We start from the raw sequence: 18,085 nt of genomic DNA on the forward strand, positions 1-18,085 counted from the left end.
ACGAGGAAGCCCGCGAGGGCCGCGACGGGCAGCAGGAGGCGCAGGAACCGCAGGCGGGGCGGGAGCCGGGGCGGGGTGATCACGCGGGCCGCCTAGGACGCCCGGTCGTAGCCGGACACGCGCCAGTCCCCCGGCGCGACCTGCACCATCAGCAGCTCCAGGCGCACCGCGTCGGTGGGCACCTGCACACGGACGGCCTCGGGGCGGACCTCGACGACCTGCGGCGGCCCGGTGACGCGCGTGCCGGGCACGTTCGCGGGGTCGACCTCGGCGAGGGTCGCGAGGTACTCGTCGGTGGTGAACGGGGCGAGGCCGGCGTTCCACTGCGCGGGCGTGGTGCCCGGCGGGTGCGTCGCCCACGCCCGCGTCCACCGCTCCGCGACGGCCAGCGCCACCGGCGGGGCGTCGCTCAGCGGCAGGCTGCGGGGGCGCAGCTCCGTGACCGGTGTCGAGCCGCTGCCGGACGTCGCACCGGGGGCGGTGGTCGACGCCGACCCGAGGGCGCGGCCCGGGGTGCTCGGCCCGCTCACCGCCCCGCCGAGGTAGGAGAACCCGACGACGACGGCCACGAGCACCGCGAGGACCGCGAACAGGCGCGCGGGCGAGTGGAGGGGCCACTCCCAGAGCGCCCGGTAGGCCGCCGCGCGGCCGCGCCTAGTCCGGATCGGCACGCGCGCCTCCCTCGCCGGAGGAGCGCGGGGTGCGCGCGGTCCGCGAGGAGCGGGTGCTGGAGCCCGACCCGACCGGCCGGCTGGGGCGGTAGACCCGGTACACCGGCGCGCCGTCCACGAGCTCGGCCTGCACCGGCCGACGCGGACCCCCCGCGTCGCCGCTGCGGGCGGCCACGCTGCGGTAGAGGCTGCGGTCGGCGTCGCCGACCGCGGCGCGTGCCGCCGGGGTCGCGTCCCGGTCGCCGCGGGGCGCGCCGCCCGACATCCCCGTGGACGTGCCGCCCGGTAGCGCGCGCTGCGCGGCGCGGCGGGCGGCCAGCGCCGCCGCGGGATCGGCGGCGTGGCCCTTGGTGGGGCCGACGCGCTCGCTGTCGACGCGCAACGGACCCGACGCCACGATGTCGGTGCCGGCGGCGGAGGTCGCCGGCTCGGTGCGCGCCGGGGTGCTGCCCTCGGGGCGCCAGCCGTCGCCGCCGGTGCCGCTCGTGCCGCGCCGTTCGGTCCACCAGTCGTCCTGGCGCGACGTCGACCCCGGCAGGAAGCGCGACAGCGCCCCGGTCCCGGCGGGCGGGAGGAAGCCGCTCATCTGGTCGCGGGTCAGCGAGACCATCGCCGCGAGGCGCCGGAACGGTCGCGCGAGGGCCCACATCACGACGGTCACCACCCCGGTGACCAGCAGCGCGAGCCAGGTGTTGACCCCGGCTCCGGGCCGGAACAGCGCGATGACCATCAGCGAGTGCAGGCCCGCCATCGCCCCCACGAGCAGGGTGTTGACCAGCGCCGCCCCGCCGACGCGCAGCGTCGCGGGCAGCACCTCGGGCTTGAGCAGCGCGAGCAGCGCGAGCGCCGGCGCGACCATCACGAGCAGCCTGATGATCAACATCGAGACGAGGATCAGCAGCTTGCTCATCAGCTGGAACAGCCCGATGCACACGGCCTGGATCAGCGCGAGGACGCCGGCGCCGGTGCGCGAGCCCTGCCGGCCCTGGAAGTAGCTGTAGCGGTCGCCCACGCGGTCGGCGACGGCCGTGTACTGCTGCTTCTTCGCGTCCGCCTGGGCCTGCCCGTCCTGGCCGTCGGCGACCTCCTGCTTGGTGAACGTCTGCGCCCGCAGCAGCTCGCGACCCAGGTCACGCGCCTGCGGCACGTCCGCGGACCCGAACTGCCCGCGCAGCCAGTTGTTGTAGACGATCTGGTCGGTGAGCACCGTGGGCAGGGTGTTGGCGTCGCCCACCCCGACCTGGCCCAGGAAGCCCCGCTGCATCGCGGTCACGCCGTCGAGCAGGACGCCGTCGAGCATGCTCGACCAGCGCACCGGGGCGGCGTACGCCGCGGCGGCGATCGCGAGGGCGATCACCGCGATGCCGGCGCGCTGCGCCTGGCGCGAGAGGTCACCGCGCATCGCGAGCACCAGCAGGATCGCCGCGAGCACGATCAGCGCGAGGCCGACCCACGTCGAGAACACCGCGGTGTACATCGCCTGCGTGCCGGCCTGCACGATCCCGTCGAGCGGGCTGAGCAGCCCCGAACCCTGCTCGATGAGGTAGTGCGACCAGTTGACGCCGCCGACGACGAGCTTGGCGAGGTTGAAGAACTGGTTGCCCAGCCACGTGTCCGTGGCCGCCGCGGGGTCGCGGGCCGCGCCCGGGCCGCAGCCGAGGTCGTAGGTCCACCAGACCTGCCCGGCGTAGCCGACCTCGTCGTAGACGCTGCCCGGGGCGCCCACCCCGAGCGGCGCGGGGTCGAGCGAGCCGACGAGACCCGTCCCCGGCCGGTCGGGGTCCGGGGCCGCCTTGCAGTCCAGCGGGGCCGCCGAGGCGGGCAGCCCCACGAGCACGAGGCCCGTGACCAGCGTGACGACGGTGACGAGCGCCCGGCGCCGGCCGCGGCTCGGACGACCTTCACGCTCGTCCCGGGCGCGCTGTGCGCGCCGGGACCGCCGCCACCCCACGACGAGGGCGGCGGCGAGGATCGCGACGACGAGGGTCACCCCGGGTCCCCCGGGCGCCCGGCGCCCACCCAGCCACCGGGGTCGGGGGCGTCACGCCGCCCGGGGCTGCGGTCGGCGGGCGTCGTCACGGTGGCGTCGTCCGCCAGCTCCCCGACCGCGTCCCCGGTGGCCGGGCCCTCGTCCATGACCCAGGCGTCGGCCCAGTCGTCGTCGCCGACGGGGGTCCCGGCGGTCCCGGTGGTGTCAGTGGTGTCAGTGGTCCCGGTGTTCTCAGCGGGCGGTTCCGGGAGGTCGTCGTCGAGGTCGGGCACCAGGTCGTCGAGCCCGGGCGGCAGGGCCTCGGGGTCGTCCGGGCGCTCGTCCAGCACCAGGCCCTCGACGACCGTGCGCTCGACCATCGGGTTGCGCGACGGCGTCACCGGGCTCACCCGGGCGGTGCCCGGCGGCGGCGTCGTGGGGCGCCGCGGCGGGGCGGGCGGGGCGGGCGGCGGGCCCGCCACGGGCACGACCGGCACGGGTCCGGTGCGCTCCGCCTCGGTCTCGGGCGGCACGGACGGCGCCGAGGCGGCCGACGGCTCGACCGGCGACTCGGCGGGCGACTCGACGGGGGCCGACGGCAGCGGCCGGACCCGGCGGGCGTCCGGGTTGGTGTCGAGGGTCTCGCGCAGGTGCTCGAGGTGCGGGCCCTCGAGGTCGATCCGGATCTTCTCGACGCCGCCGTGCCCGTCGGCGAACACGAACTGGCGCGGGGTGTCGTCCGGGCGGTCGTCGTGGCGGGGGCGCGGGGACAGCGTCCCGAGCATCTCCTCGTAGCCGACCTCGGTGGGCACCCGGAGCAGGCGCAGCGCCTCGGCCTGGGCCTCCTCGTCGTCGGTGCGACCGACGAACACCGCGTTGACCAGCGACGCGAACCCGGGCACGCGCAACAGGTCGCCCGCGAGCTGCGAGGCGAACAGCGCCCGGACGTTGAACTTGCGGGAGTCGCGGGCGAGACGGTCGATGAGCACCTTGCCGGTGGGGATCTGGGACAGGAAGTGGGTCTCGTCGAGCGCCACGCCCTTCCGCAGGTTCCGGTCGGCGGTGTAGATCGTGCGCTGGGTCAGCCAGGACGCGAGGTTGAGCAGCTCGACGGCGAGCGACTCGCCGTCGGTCCACTCCTCGCGGGGGCTCCCGGGGCGCGGCAGCGCCATGCCCTGCATCGTCAGGACGGTGAGCCGGTAGTTCTCCTCACCGACCCAGGGGTCGGCGCGCGGGTCGGCGTTCTCGTCGGGGAACAGCAGCGCGGCCTGGGGCAGCTCGCGGCGCTCCTCGAGGAAGTCGGCGACGACGTCGGCGTGCTCCTCCCCCTCGCGGGCGTGGCGGCGCAGCACAGCGATGACCTGGCCGGGATCGCGATCCGGGGCGCCGCCGACCTCGCGCACCGCGCGCAGCAGCACGATCCGGGTGTGGGGCATGCGCGCCACGTCGAAGGGCAGCAGGCCGGTGAGCACGTCGAGCACGAGGCGCCGGCGGGTCGCGGCGGCCAGCGAGCGCTCGCGGCGCCAGGCCTTGTCGGGGTCGTCCTCGTCGAGGAAGTGGTCGCGCCGGGGCTCGGCCACCACCCGGTAGGGGTTGAGGATGCCGGGGTCGGCGCCGAGCAGGTGGATGTGCCGCGAGAACGGCGCGAGCTCCGGGAGCTTGGTCAGCTCCGCGAGCGGGCCGGAGGGGTCGAGCACCGTCCAGCGGGCCCCGGCGCGCAGCGTCTTGTAGACGAGTAGTCCGGTGAGGAACGACTTACCGGAGCCGAGACCACCCACCACCGCGGTCAGACCCGAGGCCCGGCGCACCTCCTGGGCCATCCACGGGTCCCACGCCACCGGACGGCGGGTGGCCGTGCAGGTCTCGCCGATCATGACCCCGCGCCGGTCGCCCACGGACGCCGACGCGGCCGGCACGCCCGCCGCCACCCAGGTCACCGACCCGCGCCGCCGGTAGGCCGTCGACGCCAGCGGCTCCCCGGGGATGAACTCGCGGGCGTAGGCGTACTGGGCCTCGGGGTGCTCCATGGCCACGCGCGGGCGGTAGAGGTCGAGCACCTGCTGGGCGCGGGTCAGCGCCTCGCCCTCGTCGCGGCCCGAGACCGCGACGCGCCACCACCCGTAGACCCGGGTGTTGAGCTGCGTGAGCCCGCCGGAGAGCTCGTCCTCGATCTGCAGCACCCGGTCGGCCTGGCGCGACAGCGACATGGGCGGGTCGAGGTCGTGGTCGTGCGTGTAGTGCCGGATCTGGCTGCGCACCTTGCCCATCTGGCGCTGCAGCTCGCCGGCGACCTCCTCCGGCTTGCGCACGTAGATGCGCGCGGACCACTCGACGGGGAACGGCAGCCGGTCGCTGCGCTGCATCCAGGGGTCGTCGGCCTCGGGGATGCGCAGCCCGTCCATGAGGCCCACCGAGAGCACCGCGACGTGCCGCTGCACCGGCTGCGTGCCGAACCGTCCGAGGACCTGCACGGTCGGCGCGTACGGCTCCTGGTGCAGCGCGACGCCGTCGGTGAAGGCCGCGAGGTCCTCGGTCTCCCAGTGGTCGCCCGAGGTCGGCGTCACCGTGCGGGGGGCGGGCAGCCCGAGCGAGCACGAGCGGTGCATCAGCCACGCCATGTCCTCGGCGGTCGCCGGCACCGCGTCCAGCCCCGCGCGCGACACCAGCGCCTCGACGTGCGCGATCTCGGACTCCAGCGCGGCGAGCTCCGCGGTCGCCGCCGAGGGCATGAGCCGGCCCAGGAGCGGGGCGGCGCCCTCGAGCCAGCGGTCGACCATCGAGCGCCCCGAGACCTCGACGCCGACGAAGACCTCCTTGTCGGACATCGACAGGCCCATGAGGTGGCGCTGCTCGCCCTCGAGGAAGCCCTCCCACGACAGGGCGCCCGCGACGTCGGGCAGCCGGCCGGGCGCGTTGTGGTCGAACGTCTCGGCCCACAGCGCCACCGGGTAGGGCCGCGACGTCACGCGGACGTGCAGCCACCGGCCCTGCAGCTCGCCGAGCTGGGTGGCGATCTGGCGGATCAGCGTCTCGCGCTGCGAGTCGCTGCGGAAGCTCCACGGCTGCGGGGCCAGCCGGTACCAGGCGGTGACGCTCGACGCGGTGCGCGCGAGGTTGCCGTCGATGGCGCGCAGGGCGATCGCGGAGCGGTAGCCCTGCGCCGGGGACTCGCCCAGCAGGGAGCGTCCGCGCCGGCCGGACGCCTGCGTCGTGCCGGTGGCAGGACGCAGCCCCGTCGTGCGGTGACCGGACTCGAGCTGCCGGGGCTCGCCGTCGGACGGGCCCCGGGCCCTACCGCGGCGCAGCACCGTTGTCCCCTCGGTCGCCCCCTCGCCCGCTCCCTCGCCCGCTCTCAGGGCGCCCCGCGCTACCGCGCGTCCCCGGGCCAAACGGCGCGTCGGGTGCCGACGGGCCGGACGGCTCGTTGGACATCGGCCAGCCCGGGCGGCGCCGCGGGCGGCTGGGGCGTCGCTGGGTGCGGTCGGGGTCGGCGTCGGCGGCCGCCGCCGTGCGCCGGTGCGCCGGCACGGCCTCGCGGCGGGCCCGGCCCACGCCCGTCCACGCCGCGACGGAGGCGTCGCCGGCACGCCGGTCAGCTGCTGGCGGCAGGGCCGGGGACTCCTTCTCGGTGCCGGTCCTCTTCGAGGCGGCCTTCTCGGGGGCGGCCTTGTCGGGGGCGGTCCTCTTCGGAGTGGCCTTCGTCGTCGTGACCTTCTTCGACGTGGCCTTCGCGGCCCCGGTCCCGAGGTCCGCGCTGGAGGGCGGACCGAAGTCGGCGTCCGGCGCCGCCGGCGCCCGCCCCGGCGAGCCCGAGCGCCGCGCTCGCGTGCGGCGCTCCTGCGCGGCGCGCGCCGCGCGGCGGTGGGAGGGGACGGCGTCCTGGAGGCCGGGCGTGAGGTGCTCGCCGGCCCGCGCGGACGCGGAGCGCTGCGGCCGTGGGGCGGGCTCGGGAGCCGGGGCCGTGGTGGTCGACGGAGCGGCGACCGGAGGCGCGGCGGCCGCCGGCTCCTCGGTCGCGGCGGGCCGGCCCGGGTGGGCCGCCCGCTCGCCGGGCGCCTCGTCGTCCCGCGGCGGCGGGCCCCAGGAGTCGTCGGCCTCCGCGGGTCCCTGCGGCGCGATCACACGCTCCGACCGGTCGCTGCCGCGGGGCAGCGCGATCGCGGTGGGCGCGCCGGTGAGGCGGGGACGGTCGCGGCGGACCGTGACGTGGCCGGTGGTGAGGGCCCCGCCGATCACGCGGTCGCGGGCGCGCGGACCGCGCAGTTCGTGGACGAAGAGCGTCAGCCACTCGAGGAGCGGGCGCTCGTCGTTGATGCGCCGCGACACGAAGCGCGTCACGGCGACGGTGATGAGCAGCGCCCAGGCGACGGAGAAGAAGCCGAGGTCGATGCCGAGGCGCCGCTGGACGAACATCACGACGAGCATGACGAGCAGGCCCACGCCGTAGGCGGAGTAGCGGGCACGCCAGGGGAAGGTCGCCCGCGGGGGGCCGAGCCAGACGGCGTCGACGCGGTACACGTCGTCGTCGGTGCGGATGTGCACCCGCGTCACCCCGTGATGAGCTGGGCGAAGAACGCGCCCACACGCGCCCCCGCACCCGGGGTGAGCGCGATGCCGAGCGCGATCAGGCCGATGATCAGACCGATGGCACGACGGGCGACGCCGGCGTTGTCACCGCGACCGCCGATCCACAACATGATGATCGCGATACCCAGGAGGATCAGCGGGACGATGTTGTCCTGGATCCACCCCTGGAGCCCGCCGGTCCCCGGGGCCTGCGCGACCAGGTCGGCGCCGAGGAACGTGACGGTCATGGCGGTCCTCCTGCGGACGTGCTCATCGATGTGCCGGGGCCCGTTCTCGACCGGTTGAGTAAACACGGCAGGTGAGGTGTTTCAAAGCTTCCCTCGCCCCGACACGCGGCGCCCTGGAGAAGCGCCGGAACGCCGGTTCCGCACTCCCTTCCCCCACAGGCGTCGCTGCATCGTCCACCCTCCGCGACCGCATCGGGCGCGCGACACGCCCTCATGGTCCGGACGAGCCCGGAGTGACGTTCAGCGCTCGGACGGTCATCACCGTCCGACGCGGACCGCCGACGTTCACGTCTGCAAAGCATCGCCCGATGGTGTGGTCGACACCCAGTTACCGCCGAGTAGCTTCGGTCACCCTTCGCGGCGCCGATCCCCCGACCGGCGGTTACAGTGCCGCCGACGCAGTCGTTGTTCTCACCGGGTCACCACCACGACCCGGCACTCGGGGAGGTCCCGTCGTGGTCGTCCGTTTGGTCCTGGGCCTCGCCCTGACCCTGGTCGTGGCCGTCGTGGCCGCGCGCAGGGCCTGGTGGCTCTACACCCTGATCTCCTCCGGCCAGCCCGATGCCAAGCGTGCCGAGGGTCTCGGCGGGCGGGTGCGCGCGCAGTTCGTCGAGGTGTTCGGGCAGCGGAAGCTGCTGCGCTGGTCGATCCCCGGCCTCGCCCACCTCTTCACGATGTGGGGCTTCATCATCCTGCTGACGGTCTACATCGAGGCCTACGGCGCGCTGTTCGTCGAGGACTTCCACATCCCGCTGATCGGGCGCTGGGCGGCCCTGGGCTTCCTGCAGGACTTCATCGCGATCATGGTGCTGATCTCGATCATCGCCTTCGCGATCATGCGCATCCAGCAGGCCCCGGAGCGCCGCGCGCGGACCTCCCGCTTCTACGGCTCCCACACCGGCGGCGCCTGGCTGATCCTCTTCCTGATCTTCTGCGTCGTCTGGACGCTGTTCGCCTTCCGAGGCGCCTCCTCGGCGGCGGGCAACCTGCCCTACGAGTCGGGCGCCTGGGCCTCGATCGGTACCGGGTACCTCTTCTCCGGGCTGTCGCCGGAGACGCTGTTCGTGCTCGAGACCGTCTTCCTCATGCTCCACATCGCCGTGGCGCTGATCTTCCTCGTGGTGGTGCTCTACTCGAAGCACCTCCACATCTTCATCGCGCCGATCAACGTCTCGGCGAAGCGCATGCCCAAGGCGCTCGGGGCCCTGCAGCCCCTCGAGCACGAGGGCAAGCCGATCGACTTCGAGGATCCGCCCGAGGAGGCGTCCTTCGGCCGCGGCAAGATCGAGGACTTCACCTGGAAGGGCATGCTCGACTTCGCGACATGCACCGAGTGCGGTCGCTGCCAGAGCCAGTGCCCGGCGTGGAACACCGGCAAGCCGCTCTCGCCGAAGCTGCTGATCATGGACCTGCGCGACCACATGTTCGCGAAGGCGCCGTACATGATCGGCGGCAAGGACATGCCCGACGAGGGCGCCGCCACCCAGGCCGGCGCGGACAACCCGGGCCACGAGTCCCACGGCGTCCCGGAGTCGGGCTACGAGCGCCACCGCGGCACCGACGTCCTGCAGGCCACCCGTCCGCTCGTGGGCGACGCGGAGTCCCTCGGCGTCATCGACCCGGACGTCCTCTGGTCCTGCACCACCTGCGGCGCGTGCGTCGAGCAGTGCCCGGTCGACATCGAGCACGTCGACCACATCGTCGACATGCGCCGCAACCAGGTCATGATCGAGTCGGAGTTCCCGGCCGAGCTGGGCGTCCTGTTCCGCAACCTGGAGAACAAGGGCAACCCCTGGGGCCAGAACAACTCCTCGCGCATGGACTGGGCGAAGGACCTGCCCTTCGACGTGCCCGAGTTCGACGGCGAGCTCGCGCCCGAGACCGAGTACCTGTTCTTCATCGGCTGCGCCGGCGCATTCGACGACAACGCCAAGAAGACGGTGCGCGCGGTCGCCGAGCTGCTGCACATCGCCGACGTGAACTACGTCGTGCTCGGCAAGGAGGAGAGCTGCACCGGCGACCCGGCGCGGCGATCGGGCAACGAGTTCCTCTTCCAGATGATGGCCATGCAGACCAAGGAGATGCTCGACGCCGTCTTCGAGGGCCGCGAGCCGGGCACGCGCAAGATCGTCACCACGTGCCCCCACTGCATGAACACGCTCGGGCGCGAGTACCCGCAGCTCGACGGCCACTACGAGGTCGTCCACCACACCCAGCTGCTCAACCAGCTGGTGCGCGAGAAGAAGCTCGTGCCGGTCGCGCCCGAGGCGTCGCCGGTGCCGGCCGCCAAGCTCGACATCTCGCCGGTGACGGGGCTGCAGTACCACGGACCGCACTCCGACGGCACCGAGCGCGGACTGATCCCCGCCAACGGGCACGCGACCGAGGGCCACGACGCCGACCAGGCCGCGCCCGCCCCGGTCGCCCTCGCCGAGAAGGAGTCGACGAACGGGCACGGGTCGACCGGGAACGGGCACGCCCCGGCCCGCAAGACCGTGACCTACCACGACCCGTGCTACCTGGGCCGTCACAACGAGGTCTACACGCCGCCGCGCGAGCTGGTGGAGGCCGCCGGGGCCGAGCTCAAGGAGATGCCCCGGCACGCCGACCGTGCGCTGTGCTGCGGCGCCGGCGGTGCGCGCATGTGGATGGAGGAGCACATCGGCAAGCGCATCAACATGGAGCGCGTCGACGAGGCCATCGCCACCGAGACCGACACGATCGCCACCGGCTGCCCGTTCTGCCGCGTGATGCTCACCGACGGCCTCACCGAGCGCCAGAGCGAGGCCAAGGCCGTCGGCACCGAGGTCATGGACGTCTCGCAGATGCTCCTCGCGGCCGTCAAGCGCGGTCAGCCCACCGAGGGCGCGGAGACCGACGGCGTCGGCGACTCCGACCCGGACACTGCGGCCACCTCGGCCAACGTGCGCAATCCCGAGAGCTGATCGGCTCCACCCCGCGGGACACGAACGGCGCTTTCGCTGCTTCTCGAGCAGCGGGGGCGCCGTTCGTTCGTCCCGGCCCGAGGGCTCCCCGTCCCGATGCCCGATAGGGTCCCCGCGTGCTGCTCTCCGACGGCGACATCCGTGCTGAGATCGCGGCCGGGCGCGTCGGGCTCGACCCGTTCGACGCGACGCTGCTGCAGCCCTCGAGCGTCGACCTGCGACTCGACTCGCACTTCCGCACGTTCAACAACCACGCCTACACGCACATCGACCCGGCGCTGCAGCAGGACGACCTGACGCGCATGGTCGAGCCGGCGCCGGACGAGGCGTTCGTGCTGCACCCCGGCGAGTTCGTCCTCGGCTCCACCTACGAGGTCATCACGCTGCCGGACGACGTTGCCGGGCGATTGGAGGGGAAGTCGAGTCTAGGCCGTTTGGGCCTCTTGACTCATTCCACTGCCGGATTCATCGACCCCGGCTTCTCCGGCCACGTGACGCTCGAGCTCTCGAACGTCGCCAACCTGCCGATCCGGCTGTGGCCGGGGATGAAGGTCGGGCAGCTCTGCCTGTTCCGGCTGTCCTCGCCCAGCGAGCACCCCTACGGCTCACCGGTCTACGGCTCGCGCTACCAGGACCAGCGGGGGCCGACGCCGTCGCGCTCGTACGTCAACTTCCGGCGCGGCCTGCCCCGCTGACGGAGACCTCAGCCGACGAGCTCGCCCGCGCGGTGCACGCGGTTGCGGCCCGAGTTCTTCGCCGAGTACAGCGCCCGGTCGGCCTCGCTGAGCAGGGCCTCGCCGTCGCCCGCGTGCTCGGGCAGGCCGGCCACGCCGAACGACGCCGTCACGAGCTGCTTGTCGCCGCGCCGGAAGTCGGCCTCGACCCGGGAGCGCAGGCGCTCGGCGAGCTGGGCCGCCTCCTCGGGGCCGCCCCGCGTCACGAGGATCGCGAACTCCTCGCCGCCGTAGCGGTAGGCCGTCTCGCCGTCGCGCATGGCGGTGCGGATGGTGCTCGCGACCTCCTGGAGCACGACGTCGCCCTGCTGGTGGCCGTAGCGGTCGTTGAGCTCCTTGAAGTGGTCGAGGTCGAGCATGATCACCGACATCGGCGAGCCGTGGCGCTTGGCGTTGGCGACGGCGGAGTCCAGGTCCGCGCCGAGGCGACGGCGGTTGGCGAGCTGGGTCAGCGGGTCGAACTGCGAGAGGCGCTCGGTGGCGGCGTGCAGGCGGCTGGCCTCGATCGCCGAGCCGGACAGCGTCGCGAGCATCTCGACCGCCGACAGGCGCTGGCCGTCGACCTCGCCCTCGGGCGAGTCGTAGCACTCGAGGATCCCGATCACCCGCGCACCGACGACCAGCGGCACCGCGACGGCGGCGTCCTCGCCGGTGTCGGGGTCGCCACGCGAGATCTGCCCGTAGCGCGCCGACCGTCCCACGACGCCGACCCCGAGGTGGCAGTGCTCCTCGAGGGGCGCCACCGCGCCGCGGTCGGAGTCGTAGGCGAGCTCGAGGCCGCTGCCGTCCTCCTCGAGCAGCCAGAGCAGCACCCGGCCGTCGGTGACCGCGACCGCCGCCTGCACGGTGGAGTCGATGACGTAGCGGGTGTTGAGACTGCCCGCGATCTCGCGGGTCATGATCAGGATGGTGCGCAGCCGGTCGGTCTGGGCCTGCAGACGCTCGGCCTGGGCGGCCGCCTCCTCGCGCTGCCGACGCAGGGCCACGGTCATGTCGGCGAGCCCGTCGCGCAGCGCCACCAGCTCCGCGGACCCCTGCACGGGCTCCGGTGGGGCCAGCCGGCCCTCGCTGATCCCGCGGACCGACGCGAGCAGGCCGTCGACCGGAGCGACGACGTGGCGCTGCAGCCGGTACCGCCCGCGCAGGGCGACGACGAGCGTCGCGATGCCGATCAGCGCCAGCAGAACCCCGATGACGAACTGGTTCACCACGGCGCTGCGGTCGGCCGACTCGATCGCCGCGAGGGTGTCCGCCCGAGTGGCGTCCTTGCGGGCGCGGTAGTCGTCGAAGAGCGCCGTGCCCTGCTTGAGGAACGCCTCCGCGCCGCCGGGCGGCGGCAGCTGGCGGGCCTGGTCGGCCCACTCGGCGCGCCAGCGCTGCTGCGCGAGCAGGAGGGCGAGCACGTCCTGGCGGAGCTGGGGCTCCTCGAGGAGGTTGACCATCTGCGTGTCGGCGGCCGCGAGCGCGGGCGCGGCACCGGTCGCGGCGTCGGCGAAGAACTGGTCGCCGGTCGCGAGGTAGCCGCGGAGCGAAGCGTCCGTGTCGAGCATCGCCTGGTGGGAGTCCTCGAGCGCGAGGAGCCCGCTCTGCAGCCGGGCGTCGGTCGGCCCCGTCACCGCCACGGACCACGCGAGCCGGAAGACGACGAGCAGCACGATGAGGAGCGCAGCGATCGACACCGTGAGGCCCAACCGCTGGACCTCGTGGATCAACCTGGGTGCTCGCCTCACCGACCCCCGCCTTCCTGGTGCGCCGCCTGTCACCAGGTCCATCAGGCTTGCGGGGCATGACGTTAGCCGCGAGCGGGTACTGGCTCTACTTTTTGTGCGCACTTCATCACTGAGTGATGACCGAAGGCCCTGTGATGGCTCTGGGTGACCTTCGTCAGGCGGACAACGTGTGATCCGTCGGCAGCCGGAGGACCCGCGGGGCGTCCGTCGCCGCCAGCCGCTCGCGCACGAGGCGCTGCGCGGCGGCCACCGAGCGGACGTCGGCCGTCCGGACACCCTTGGCGTGCTCGATCTCCGCGGCGTGCTGCGTCGCCACGAGCGCGGCGATCGCCGCCTGGTTGGCGGTCTCCACGGCCGTCCCCCCGTCGACCGGCAGGGCCACGAGGGGGACCGAGCGCCACACCGCCACCTGGGCCGCGACGAGCGCGGTGGGCGACCCGCCGCGCACGAGGACGGCGCCGGGACGGTCGTCGGCCACGAGGGCGTCGATCCGGGGGAGGAGGACGGCGGCCTCGGCGGCGGGGCCGGCCTCGGCGTCGTCGACGATCAGCACCCGACCCGCGAGGGCACCGAGGTCGTCGAGGGCCTCGTCGACGGCCATCGGGTCGCGCCCCGTGGCGACGAGCACCGGGAGGACCTCCCGATCGCGGGCTCCGAGCGCCGCGAGGACGTCGGCGTCCTCCACCGAGGCGACGAGGACGAGGAGCTCGGGGAGAAGGCCGTCCTGCTGCTCACAGGCAGTCATCTCGACCTCCTCCGCCGGGGTCTCGTGTGGCATGTCGCTGACCAGCCAACACGAGACGCGGCCCCAGCTGCAGGGCCTGGTGAGGGATCTACCCCGACGACGCAACGGCCCGTCACGCAGTGTGCGACTTGGTCGCGTCCAATCCGTGATCGCACCGTGATGGGGCGGCGAATCACACGGATGTAGTCACTCAGGGGGTCCGAGCACCGGGCCCTCCACCGGGCCGGACGGCCGCCGTGTACGCTCTCCGACGACGCGCGAGTGTAGTTCAATGGTAGAACATCAGCTTCCCAAGCTGAATACGCGGGTTCGATTCCCGTCACTCGCTCCACGACCATCGTTGCAGGTCACAGGCCCGTCGCCCGAACACTCGGGAGGCGGGCCGTTCTCGTTCCAGAGGCATCGACGGGATCTCCGTTGCCCTGCCCCGCCCGTCACGACACCCTGCGCGGGTGCTGGTGCGACGGGAACGACGCGAGGACGTGGACGTGGTCCGTGAGGTCGTCGCGGCGGCCTTCGCCGGGGACGACGGGCGGGAGCCGATCGAGGTCGGCCTGCTCGCGAGGCTGCGCGACGACCCCGGCTGGCTGCCCGCCTACTCGCTCGTCGCGGCGGAGCCGGGCGGGCCGGTCGTCGGGCACGTCGTCGCGACCCGCGGCGACGTCGACGGACGGCCCGCCCTCGGCCTGGGCCCGCTCGCCGTGCACCCGACGTGGCAGGGCCGGGGCGTGGGCTCGGCGCTGATGCACGCGGTGCTCGGTGCCGCCGAGGGGCGCGACGAGGCGCTCGTCGCCCTGCTCGGTGCGCCGTCCTTCTACGGCCGGTTCGGGTTCCGCCCGGCGAGCGACCTCGGGATCGTCGCGCCCGACCCGGCCTGGGGAGCGTCCTTCCAGGCCCGGCTGCTCGCCGGGCCGGCGCCGCGCGGCTTCTTCCGCTACGCGGCGCCGTTCGCCGAGCTCTGAGGCCCGCGGCGGCCGCTCCCCCTCAGGCCTTCCCCACCGCCAGGGCGGCGATCCGCGGCCCGTCGGGGCCCTCGGCGATGAGGTAGCTCGCCGAGAAGCTCGCGATCTCGGTGTCGTCGGCGGCGCGGCGCCGGAACCGCGCCTCGTACCGGGCGCAGGTGTCGTTGAGGACCACCGTCACGGAGGCCTCGACCTCCGTGCGGTCGAACCCGGCGTGGCGCAGGCCCTCGATCTGCGCGCGGGTGACCCCCACGACCTGCTCCGCGTCGTGGAGCCACCCGGTGCCGCCCGGCGAGCTGAGCAGCATGGGGACGCCGTAGAACCCGAGGATCGCCTCGACGTCGTCCCGCTCACCGCGCCCCAGCGCGACGAAGCAGTCCAGGTAGGTGGCGAACCAGAGCTCGACGTCCTCGGAGGTCACGGCACCATCCTGCCCACTGACCGCCCACAGCCCGGCCTCAGCCGGCGAGGAGCTCGTCGAGCCGCTCGTAGCCCTCGCGCACGCCGTGGTCCATGCCGCTGGAGAGCACCAGGTCGCGGGTCTCCACCGAGTCGTAGAACGAGAGGCCTTCGATGCGGGTCCGACCGTCGCCGAGGTCGGTGAAGGTCACCGTCTCGAGGCTGACGCCGTCGGGGAAGCCCTCGAAGGTGAAGGTCTGGACGATCCGCTCGTTCGGCCGGACCTCGTGGAACGAGCCGTAGAACCGGTACTCGCCGTTCTCGTCCCGGTGGGTGTACCGGTAGGCCCCCCCGGTCTCGCAGTCGAAGCGGTCGATGTCCATCTCCAGCCCGCGCGGGCCGAGCCAGCGTCGCACGAGGTCGGGCTCGACGTGGGCGCGGAAGACGCGCTCGCGCGGGGCGTCGAACTCGCGCGTGATGGTGATGGTCGGCGCGTTCGGGTCCGCCGCGATCGTCGTCTCGCGGGTCGTGGTGTTCATCAGGAAGCTCCTCGTTCGCTGTCGGGTCGGGGGGTCGGCTGTTCGGTGTCCATCTCGGCGAGGACGTCGTCGAGACGGCGGTAGCGCTCCTCGGCGCGACGTCGGTAGCGCTCGATCCACTTGGTCATCAGGTCGAAGACCTCCGCCTCGAGGTGGACCGGCCGCCGCTGCGCCTCGCGGCTGCGGCTGACGAGGCCCGCCTCCTCCAGCACCTTGAGGTGCTTGGAGACCGCCTGGACGCTGACGTCGTAGGGCTCGGCGAGCTCGTTGACGGTCGCGTCCGCGGCGGTCAGGCGAGCCACCATGTCGCGCCGGGTGGGATCGGCGAGCGCCGAGAACACCCGCGAGAGTTGGTCGTCCACGTCCACTCCTTGTTCAACCTTGCGGTTGAGTAAGACGGTACCCCTCACCCCCAGAGTGTTCAACCCCGGAGTTGAACTAGAGCAGCGAGACGAACCAGTGGATCGAGGAGTCCCACGCCTCGGTGTCGCCGAAGTGGTCGCGCAGGCCGAGCAGGAAGGCGCCGAGGTGCAGCGCCCGCAGCCGCGCGAACGTGGCGAGCCCGGGGACGTCGCCGTAGCCCGCCCTCGCCGCGGCGACGCCGTCGGCGTCCCACCCGAACATGCCGAGGTCCCACGCCACGGGGCCGCGGCAGGCCTCCTCGAAGTCGATCCACACGGCGCCGCGCCGGCCGACGACGAGGTTGTTGCCGTGCACGTCGCCGTGCAGCGGCTGGACGTCGACCTCCGGCCTGCGCGCCCGCGGGAGCAGCTCCGCGGCGGCGTCGCGCAGGCGGGCGACCTCGTCGGCGGACAGCAGGTCGGGATGGCGGGCGAGCGCCCCGAGACCGGACTCGATGTCGCGGGCGATGGGCTCGAGGTCGGGCAGATCGCCGGGGAAGGCGGCGAGCGCCGCGTGCAGCTCCCGCAGCATCCCGGCCTGGGTCGTCGGGGCGACCGGTTCCGCGGCCGGATCGGGCTCGACCCAGGTCCAGAAGCTGAGGTGGTGCCCGTCCTCGAGGTGCGGGCCCGGGGGCACCTCGGCGCTGGGCGGGGCGACCGGGACGCCCTGGCCGGCGAGCCAGGACCCGACGGCGAGGTCGCCGGCGACGTGCGGGTACGGGTCGCGGATGTCGGCGGTCCAGGTGGGGACGCGCACGACGACCGGCGCGGGTCGCAGGTGGAGCACCACGGAGAACTGGTCGCCCAGGACGACGGGGGCGTCGGTCGGGAGGCCGTGACGGCGGGCCGCGGCCAGGGCGGCGGCCCGCGCGGCGCGGGAGCGGGCGGCGCGGCGCTCGGCGGGCGACGGCGGCACGATCTCCACGGTAGCGAGCACCGGCGAGGAGACCCGAGGATGCCGACGTGACCGACCCCCGCATCGACCCCGAGATCGCGACCGCGGTCGCCCGCCTCGAGGCCGACGGCTGGCTGCCGATGCGCCGCGAGACCGTCGCCGAGGCCCGCCGCGTCTACCGGGACCTGGCGCTCGCGCGCCGCGGCGACGCGGTGACCGAGGTGGGCTCGGTGCACGACGACGTGGTGTCCGACGCCGTGACCGGGACCGACGTCGCCGTCCGCGTCTACGAGCCGGCGAGCGCGCGGCAGGAGGTCACGGTGGTCTGGCTGCACGGGGGCGGCTGGGTGCTCGGCGACCTCGAGACCGGCGACGCCTCGGCGCGGCGGGTCTGCACGCATCTCGGTGCGACCGTCGTGTCCGTCGACTACCGGCTCGCCCCGGAGCACCCGCATCCCGCGCCGCTGACCGACGCCCACGCCGCCCTGCGCTGGGCCGCGGCCCGGCGGCCGTCGGACCGTCTGGTCGTCGCCGGGGACAGCGCAGGCGCAGGCCTGGCCGCCGGCACCGCCCTGCTCGCCCGGGACTGGGGCCCGCAGCTCGACGCGCAGCTGCTGCTCTACCCCGGGCTCGACCCGTCGATGGCGTCGGCGTCGGTGGCGGAGAACGCGGACGGGCCGTTCCTCACCCGCGCGGACCTGGAGTGGTTCTGGGAGCGCTACCTGCCCGATCCCGCGCTGCGCCACGACCCGTCGGTGGCCCTGCCCGAGGCGGCCGGCGACCTGCGCGACGTCGCCGCGGCCGTCGTCGCCACCGCCGAGCTCGACCCCCTGCGTGACGAGGGCCGGGCGCACGCCGACGCCCTCGAGGCCGCCGGCGTGGCCGTCCGTCGACTGGAGGGCGGCGGGCTCGTCCACGGCTACTTCGGCCTCGCCGTGGCGTCGAGCGAAGCACGGGCGGAGGGCGACCGGGCCCTCGACGCGCTCCGGGACCTGCTCACGGGCTGAGGCCGACACGCAGGACCCGCCCGACGGCGGCACGCTGCGCCGAAGGGTCGTGGAGCCCTGGGGCGTCCGCGGGCCGCCCGTCGAGCGGCCGCCCACCGGACGATGGACCGCCCGCCGCACGCCGGAGCCCGCTCGCGGGGATGGCTGGGTGCGCATGAGCGACCCGGTCCCGCCCGTCGGACCTCTCGTCGCCACGACACGGGGACGACGCCCGTTCGAGGCCTTCAGGACCCCCCAGCCCTTCGGCGCGGCCATCCGAAAGCTCGCTATGTTG

General features: G+C 74.2%; 15 protein-coding genes and 1 tRNA gene. 5 read left to right on the top strand and 11 right to left on the bottom strand.

Going from position 1 to position 18,085, the window contains the following annotated elements:
- Positions 1-92: 92 nt before the first annotated feature.
- From PH189_RS10970 to PH189_RS10990, 5 genes are all read right to left on the bottom strand, one after another.
- Positions 93-671, bottom strand: a complete 579-nt coding sequence (locus PH189_RS10970; RefSeq protein ID WP_274188818.1) for a hypothetical protein — start codon at positions 669-671, stop codon at positions 93-95.
- The gene (locus PH189_RS10975) at positions 655-2,661 is read right to left on the bottom strand and encodes a hypothetical protein (RefSeq protein WP_274188819.1); all 2,007 of its coding nucleotides are present in this window, start codon (positions 2,659-2,661) and stop codon (positions 655-657) included. The genes PH189_RS10970 and PH189_RS10975 overlap by 17 nt, the downstream gene beginning before the upstream one ends.
- Positions 2,658-5,870, bottom strand: a complete 3,213-nt coding sequence (locus tag PH189_RS10980) for an ATP-binding protein (protein WP_274189044.1) — start codon at positions 5,868-5,870, stop codon at positions 2,658-2,660. Before PH189_RS10980 ends, PH189_RS10975 begins: the two co-directional genes overlap by 4 nt.
- Before the next feature lie 61 nt (positions 5,871-5,931).
- Entirely contained in the window at positions 5,932-7,182 is a 1,251-nt protein-coding gene (locus tag PH189_RS10985; protein ID WP_274188820.1) for a hypothetical protein, read from the bottom strand.
- A 5-nt stretch (positions 7,183-7,187) separates the two neighbouring features.
- Entirely contained in the window at positions 7,188-7,454 is a 267-nt protein-coding gene (locus PH189_RS10990; RefSeq protein WP_274188821.1) for a hypothetical protein, read from the bottom strand.
- Positions 7,455-7,909: 455 nt separating this feature from the next.
- Between PH189_RS10990 and PH189_RS10995 the strand changes: the two genes are divergently transcribed.
- Both PH189_RS10995 and dcd read left to right on the top strand, forming a co-directional pair.
- Complete coding sequence (locus PH189_RS10995; RefSeq protein WP_274188822.1) at positions 7,910-10,399, top strand: heterodisulfide reductase-related iron-sulfur binding cluster; 2,490 nt, start codon at positions 7,910-7,912, stop codon at positions 10,397-10,399.
- Between the two features lie 116 nt (positions 10,400-10,515).
- Positions 10,516-11,094 carry a dCTP deaminase gene (dcd, locus tag PH189_RS11000; protein ID WP_274188823.1) on the top strand — a complete coding sequence of 193 codons (579 nt, stop codon included), beginning with the start codon at positions 10,516-10,518 and terminating at the stop codon, positions 11,092-11,094.
- An 8-nt stretch (positions 11,095-11,102) separates the two neighbouring features.
- Here dcd and PH189_RS11005 read toward each other — a convergent pair whose 3' ends face one another.
- Together PH189_RS11005 and PH189_RS11010 are read right to left on the bottom strand one after the other, a co-directional pair.
- A complete protein-coding gene (locus PH189_RS11005; protein ID WP_274188824.1) occupies positions 11,103-12,824 on the bottom strand; it encodes a diguanylate cyclase domain-containing protein in 1,722 nt (573 codons plus the stop codon).
- 193 nt (positions 12,825-13,017) lie between these two features.
- Positions 13,018-13,608, bottom strand: a complete 591-nt coding sequence (locus tag PH189_RS11010) for a hypothetical protein (RefSeq protein WP_274188825.1) — start codon at positions 13,606-13,608, stop codon at positions 13,018-13,020.
- Positions 13,609-13,865: 257 nt separating this feature from the next.
- Between PH189_RS11010 and PH189_RS11015 the strand changes: the two genes are divergently transcribed.
- Together PH189_RS11015 and PH189_RS11020 are read left to right on the top strand one after the other, a co-directional pair.
- Positions 13,866-13,939, top strand: a tRNA-Gly gene (locus tag PH189_RS11015).
- Positions 13,940-14,060: 121 nt separating this feature from the next.
- A complete protein-coding gene (locus tag PH189_RS11020; RefSeq protein WP_274188826.1) occupies positions 14,061-14,570 on the top strand; it encodes a GNAT family N-acetyltransferase in 510 nt (169 codons plus the stop codon).
- Between the two features lie 22 nt (positions 14,571-14,592).
- On the opposite strand, the gene PH189_RS11025 is transcribed toward PH189_RS11020, so the two are convergent.
- From PH189_RS11025 to PH189_RS11040, 4 genes are all read right to left on the bottom strand, one after another.
- Complete coding sequence (locus PH189_RS11025) at positions 14,593-14,991, bottom strand: DUF6841 family protein (RefSeq protein ID WP_274188827.1); 399 nt, start codon at positions 14,989-14,991, stop codon at positions 14,593-14,595.
- Between the two features lie 37 nt (positions 14,992-15,028).
- The gene (locus tag PH189_RS11030) at positions 15,029-15,508 is read right to left on the bottom strand and encodes an SRPBCC family protein (RefSeq protein ID WP_274188828.1); all 480 of its coding nucleotides are present in this window, start codon (positions 15,506-15,508) and stop codon (positions 15,029-15,031) included.
- Positions 15,508-15,876 carry an ArsR/SmtB family transcription factor gene (locus PH189_RS11035; RefSeq protein WP_337994081.1) on the bottom strand — a complete coding sequence of 123 codons (369 nt, stop codon included), beginning with the start codon at positions 15,874-15,876 and terminating at the stop codon, positions 15,508-15,510. The genes PH189_RS11030 and PH189_RS11035 overlap by 1 nt, the downstream gene beginning before the upstream one ends.
- A gap of 70 nt (positions 15,877-15,946) precedes the next feature.
- Complete coding sequence (locus PH189_RS11040) at positions 15,947-16,825, bottom strand: aminoglycoside phosphotransferase family protein (protein WP_274188830.1); 879 nt, start codon at positions 16,823-16,825, stop codon at positions 15,947-15,949.
- Positions 16,826-16,872: 47 nt separating this feature from the next.
- Between PH189_RS11040 and PH189_RS11045 the strand changes: the two genes are divergently transcribed.
- Positions 16,873-17,811: an alpha/beta hydrolase gene (locus PH189_RS11045; RefSeq protein WP_274188831.1), complete on the top strand. Its 939-nt coding sequence runs from the start codon at positions 16,873-16,875 to the stop codon at positions 17,809-17,811.
- Positions 17,812-18,085 lie beyond the last annotated feature (274 nt).

It is taken from the genome of Actinomycetospora chibensis, assembly GCF_028737215.1.
Classification (GTDB): domain Bacteria; phylum Actinomycetota; class Actinomycetes; order Mycobacteriales; family Pseudonocardiaceae; genus Actinomycetospora; species Actinomycetospora chibensis.

Coding starts and splice junctions, on each gene's coding strand:
- PH189_RS11030 (WP_274188828.1), bottom strand. CDS start 15,508: ATGAACACCACGACCCGCGAGACGACGATCGCGGCGGACCCGAACGCG.
- PH189_RS11010 (WP_274188825.1), bottom strand. CDS start 13,608: ATGACTGCCTGTGAGCAGCAGGACGGCCTTCTCCCCGAGCTCCTCGTC.
- PH189_RS10990 (WP_274188821.1), bottom strand. CDS start 7,454: ATGACCGTCACGTTCCTCGGCGCCGACCTGGTCGCGCAGGCCCCGGGG.